Origin of the sequence: Photobacterium sp. OFAV2-7, from assembly GCF_022347985.1 — a bacterium.
Lineage (GTDB): Bacteria > Pseudomonadota > Gammaproteobacteria > Enterobacterales > Vibrionaceae > Photobacterium.
Map to the genome: position 1 here is coordinate 1 of NZ_JAKRFQ010000419.1, position 4332 is coordinate 4332.

General features: G+C 42.6%; 3 protein-coding genes and 1 pseudogene. 2 read left to right on the top strand and 2 right to left on the bottom strand.

What is annotated here, in order from left to right:
* Positions 1 to 397, top strand: a pseudogene (locus MHN01_RS18050) (UDP binding domain-containing protein); the annotation flags it as partial.
* 169 nt (positions 398 to 566) lie between these two features.
* Here the strand turns inward: MHN01_RS18050 and cpsG are convergent.
* Positions 567 to 1931, bottom strand: coding sequence for a phosphomannomutase CpsG (cpsG, locus tag MHN01_RS18055; protein WP_239412610.1), 1365 nt, complete (start codon positions 1929 to 1931; stop codon positions 567 to 569).
* A 3-nt stretch (positions 1932 to 1934) separates the two neighbouring features.
* Positions 1935 to 3347, bottom strand: a complete 1413-nt coding sequence (locus MHN01_RS18060; protein WP_239412611.1) for a mannose-1-phosphate guanylyltransferase/mannose-6-phosphate isomerase — start codon at positions 3345 to 3347, stop codon at positions 1935 to 1937.
* Between the two features lie 432 nt (positions 3348 to 3779).
* Between MHN01_RS18060 and MHN01_RS18065 the strand changes: the two genes are divergently transcribed.
* Entirely contained in the window at positions 3780 to 4100 is a 321-nt protein-coding gene (locus MHN01_RS18065; protein WP_239412612.1) for a hypothetical protein, read from the top strand.
* The last annotated feature ends 232 nt before the right edge of the window (positions 4101 to 4332 follow it).

Below are 4332 nucleotides of genomic sequence, written 5' to 3' on the forward strand. Positions count from 1 at the left end.
ATACCAAGCAACTACTGGCAAACTACCAGGAAGTGCCGAACAATATCATTGCCGCTATTGTGGAGGCGAACAGAACCCGTATGATTTTATTGCCGACTCCATCATTAGCAAGCGGCCGAATGTGGTGGGTATCTTTCGCCTGATCATGAAGAGTGGTTCTGATAATTTTCGTGCCTCGTCGATTCAGGGCATCATGAAACGTATTAAAGCGAAAGGAATAGAAGTTGTTGTGTATGAGCCTGTGTTACAGGAAGAGGAGTTTTTTAACTCTCAGGTAATCACTGACCTTGAGCAGTTCAAACTTATGTCTGACGTAATTGTTTCAAACCGTATGGCAGCAGAACTGGAAGATGTTGCTGATAAGATATATACCCGTGACTTGTTCGGAGAAGATTGATTAGCGATCATTAGATTCGAGCAACGAGAAGAGGGTGGCGAGAGATACGAATAATTTTGATATGTTTTCTCGCCTCTCGATACTCTCATCTAGAAACCACCTACTTCAGTAGGTGGTTATCATTCAGCAAGGTTTTGCCTGAAGTCTTACCGATGCTTAATGCTCTCTCTCATTGCCGTAGCAAATCTAATATTTCTCGCGTTTTTTCTTCCATTAATGGAATGTTTCGCCGAGATTCTACATTAAGGCGAACTACTGGTTCTGTATTTGATGAGCGTAAGTTAAAACGCCAGTCTTCAAACTCTAAGCTTATGCCATCTGTCTCATCAACTATTAAAGCATCAGATTCAAATGAACTTCGTACACGAGATATTGCTGCTTGAGGATCTTTTAATTTAGAGTTTATTTCACCAGATGAGGGATATGCTTCGATACGATTCTTTACCGTTTCAGATAACTTCATATTTTTAACAGAAAGAAGTTCAGCAACCAATAGCCACGGTATCATTCCACTATCACAATAAGCGAAATCCCTGAAGTAATGGTGAGCACTCATTTCCCCCCCATACACAGCATCTTCCTTGCGCATACGTTCTTTAATAAAAGCATGCCCTGTTTTTGACATAATAGGCTCGCCACCACTTGCAGTCACAACATCGATAGTGTTCCAGTTTAAGCGCGGATCATGAATGATTTTTGCCCCTGAATTCTTCTGCAAAAAAGCTTCCGCTAATAGGCCAACAATATAGTAGCCTTCGATAAATGTTCCTTCCTCATCAAACAAGAAACAGCGATCAAAATCACCATCCCAGGCAATACCCATATCAGCTTCATGTTCTATCACCGCATTAGCTGTATCAGCACGACACTCAGGGAGTAGTGGGTTTGGGATGCCATTCGGGAAGTTGCCATCCGCATTATGATGAATCTTGATGAATTCAATTGGCACATTAAGTTCGCTAAAACGCTTTTCGATTTCATCAATCACATGGCCTGCTGCCCCATTACCAGAGTTCACCACCAGCTTAATAGGTTTTATGTTGCTGGGAGTAATGTAAGTCATCAGGTGATCAACATAAGGCACTAGGTTGGGTTGCTTGATTAATACGCCACGTCGAGTTACTTCAGGAAATTCATTTCTCTCCGCAAGGGCTTGAATATCGCGAAGCCCAGTATCGCCACTGATTGGCTTTGCGTCTTCACGAACCAGCTTCATACCATTGTAGTTCATCGGGTTATGGCTGGCAGTCACTTCAATACCACCATCAACTCTCAAATGCTTAGTGGCAAAATAAATTTCTTCTGTACCTGTCATACCAATGTCGATGACATCAACATCAGCATCCATCAAGCCTTCTGATAACGCTGACTTTAATTCCTCAGAAGTAAGACGTACATCACCTCCAACCACGACGGTTTTGGGTTTTAAGTGTTCTCCATAAGCACGCCCTATACGATAGGCTATGTCAGAATTTAATTCGTTACCTAGTTGTCCACGAATGTCATAGGCCTTAAAGCAAGTTAAGTTTGTCACTTCCTAGTATCCTTCGCCATGTGTATCAATGCGGACTATGTCATCTTCAGATAAATATTTACCTGTTCGAACCTCGATAATTTCTAATGGAATTTTTCCAGGGTTTTCAAATGAATGTGCAGATCCTACGGGGATATAGGTTGATTCATTTTCGCTTACAACATAAGTGTTAGCTCCACACCTTACTTTTGCTGTGCCTGAGACAACGATCCAATGTTCTGCTCGATGATAGTGAATTTGTGTAGCAGTCCGTTCTCCAGGTTTAACCATCACTTTTTTCACATGGTAACTGTCTCCCTCAGCCACGTGATCGTGGCTTCCCCATGGCCTGTAGATTTCACGATGTTGCAAATATTCAGAACGATTAGAATCTTTTAACTTCGAGACAATACTTTTGACGTCTTGGACTTTATCTTTATGAGAGACTAATAGAGCATCTTTCGTCTCTACAATAACTAAATCTTCTACGCCTACTGTTGCAACAAGTTTATTCTCCGAGTAAATATAACTATTCTTGGTTTGCTCAGTAAGTACATCGCCTTGAATAGCGTTACCGTTATTATCTTTATCTGTCACTTCCCAGAGAGAAGACCATGAACCTACATCATTCCAACCTGCATCCATAGGTACCATCATTGCACTGTCAGTCTTTTCCATCACAGCATAGTCAATGGACTCATCTGGGCATGCTTTGAACTCATCTTTATCAACCCGAATAAACTCCATATCTGGAATAGTTGCTTCCATAGCTTTTTTACAAGCAGCATAAATATCGGAGCGATGTTTTTCTAATTCTTCTAGATAACGAGAAGCTTTAAATAAAAACATACCGCTATTCCAATAATAATCACCACTCGCGAGATACTTTTCGGCCGTGACTATATCGGGCTTCTCTACAAACTGACTGACTGCAAAGGCCTCGTCTTCACTTTCTCCTGCTTTAATATAACCATAACCAGTTTCAGGAGCAGTTGGCACAATCCCAAAAGTTACAAGTTTGCCTGCTTGTGCATGGGGCATTGCCTTTTCAACGGATAGTTGAAAAGCAGATGTATCTCTTATCAAGTGGTCTGCTGCTAACACAAGCAATATTGGGTCTTCATCTTGTTCAGAGTCTTGTGCCGCTTGTAAGGCAGCTAATGCAATGGCTGGTGCTGTATTACGGCCAAAAGGCTCTAGAATGATGCCACTATGTTCTATCTGACTCTGGCGCAGCTGCTCAGCAGCAATAAAACGGTGCTCTTCATTACAAATAAATAATGGAGCTTGATGTTCAAGCCCGTTAAGGCGCAATACTGTCCGCTGAAGCATAGAGTGCTCACCAGATAGCATAAGAAATTGTTTGGGGAATAATTCACGTGAAAGTGGCCACAAGCGACTGCCAGTACCGCCAGCCATAATTATAGGTAGAATCATCTATATACAACCAATTGTAATAGTTATAAAAATATACTGTGTATTTTATCAGTCATTAGACCGCAACAATAACAAGAAACTGAGCTAACACGACCACTCTTTAGTTTCTGACAAAGGGTGGAGCATTACTAAATCTAAGAATAGCATTAGCTTTCCCCCTTTTTTGCATGACTGATAACAATATATGAAGGCGAATCACTCTTGTAATATGTCAAAGTAGTATGTTGAGGGGCCTAGAACCTATCAGGTTCCCCGATTCAGGAGTTTTTTTCTCGTCTCTCGATCCTCAAACTCGCTTCTTTTTGTCCTGCTCTCATCGCTTTCTCACCTTTAAGACTATCGGGATCTCCTTGGTAACTTGCCTTTCGATCCCGCTAACTCTCCTATACTTACACTCATATCAATAAACTCGCTTATGTATTCGGGGATGATATGAACAAATCAATAATTGCACTTTTTTGTGCCGGGATGATGAGCATGTCTGCATATGCTGCAGATAGCCCAGGAACGCAATCAGCCTCTAGAGCTGCGACCAATACCTCGACAGCTACATCGGTGAATGCGGCTTCTCAAGCTACGGCTGAAGCGAAAGGAACGGCTGCCGGAATTGATACCGCGTTGGCGGCCTCTGCTGGTGGCTTGACGGCGACAGTGCTGGCTGTGGGTGTGGCTGCAATTGTTATTGGTGTGGCGGTGTCAGATACCGGCGGTGGTGATGATCCGGCGCCACCGGTAACTGTTCAGGCTGAGTAGGAAAAATCAAGTTTTAGTTCCCTCCTCTTATGAAGGGGAGGGCTAGGGTGGGGTTGAGCGAACCCCTTCCCAGCCTCCCCCTTGAAAAGAGGGAGGGGCGTATACTGTACAGACCGGATACATCATTTGCAAAATAAACCGGAAACATAGTTTACATAAGTTACAGACTACATAGGCAGGAGGACTGTCTATGGCTTGGAATGAGACTTGTGTAATGGATTTAAAAATATCT

Bases quoted from the DNA above. Each gene is read 5' to 3' on its own strand.
- MHN01_RS18065 (WP_239412612.1), top strand. From the start codon at position 3,780: ATGAACAAATCAATAATTGCACTTTTTTGTGCCGGGATGATGAGCATG.
- MHN01_RS18060 (WP_239412611.1), bottom strand. From the start codon at position 3,347: ATGATTCTACCTATAATTATGGCTGGCGGTACTGGCAGTCGCTTGTGG.